The following is a 575-nucleotide window of genomic DNA, read 5'->3' as shown; positions in this document are numbered from 1 at the left end:
GTAAAAGATGACTGCGGAAATACTTCTGATACTTTCACGCAAATTATTACAATTCAGGATACTACTGCACCAACTTGGACAACGCAGGCTGGTTCTTTAAACCAAACTGTTGAGTGCAGTAATGCTGAAGCTTTAAGTTCAGCTCAAGCCTTATTCCCAACTGCTTCTGATTTATGTGATGTTGATGTTTCTAATATTACTAAAGTAAGCGGACAATTTGTTGCTTCTGAAGGATGTGCAAATTCTGGAACTTACACTAACACCTGGACTGTAAAGGATGATTGTGGAAATACTTCTGATACTTTTACGCAGATTATTACAATTCAGGATACAACTGCACCAACTTGGACAACACAACCAGGTTCTTTAAACCAGACTATCGAATGCAGTAATGCTGAAGCTTTGACTTCGGCGCAAGCCTTATTCCCTATTGCTTCTGATTTATGCGATGCTGATGTTTCGAATATAACTAAATTAAGCGGGCAATTCATCGCTTCTGAAGAATGCGCAAATTCTGGAACTTACACCAATACTTGGACGGTAAAAGATGACTGCGGAAATACTTCTGATACTTT

The 575-nt window shown here is 38.8% G+C and carries 1 protein-coding gene; it reads left to right on the top strand.

Going from position 1 to position 575, the window contains the following annotated elements; genetic code table 11:
* The coding region (locus APR43_RS24590; RefSeq protein ID WP_410503602.1) for a hypothetical protein at nucleotides 1-575 on the top strand (575 nt) is incomplete at both ends.

This window comes from Flavobacterium sp. NLM, assembly GCF_002210235.1.
GTDB classification, from domain to species: domain Bacteria; phylum Bacteroidota; class Bacteroidia; order Flavobacteriales; family Flavobacteriaceae; genus Flavobacterium; species Flavobacterium panici.
This window is presented reverse-complemented; position numbering and strand designations above follow the sequence as displayed.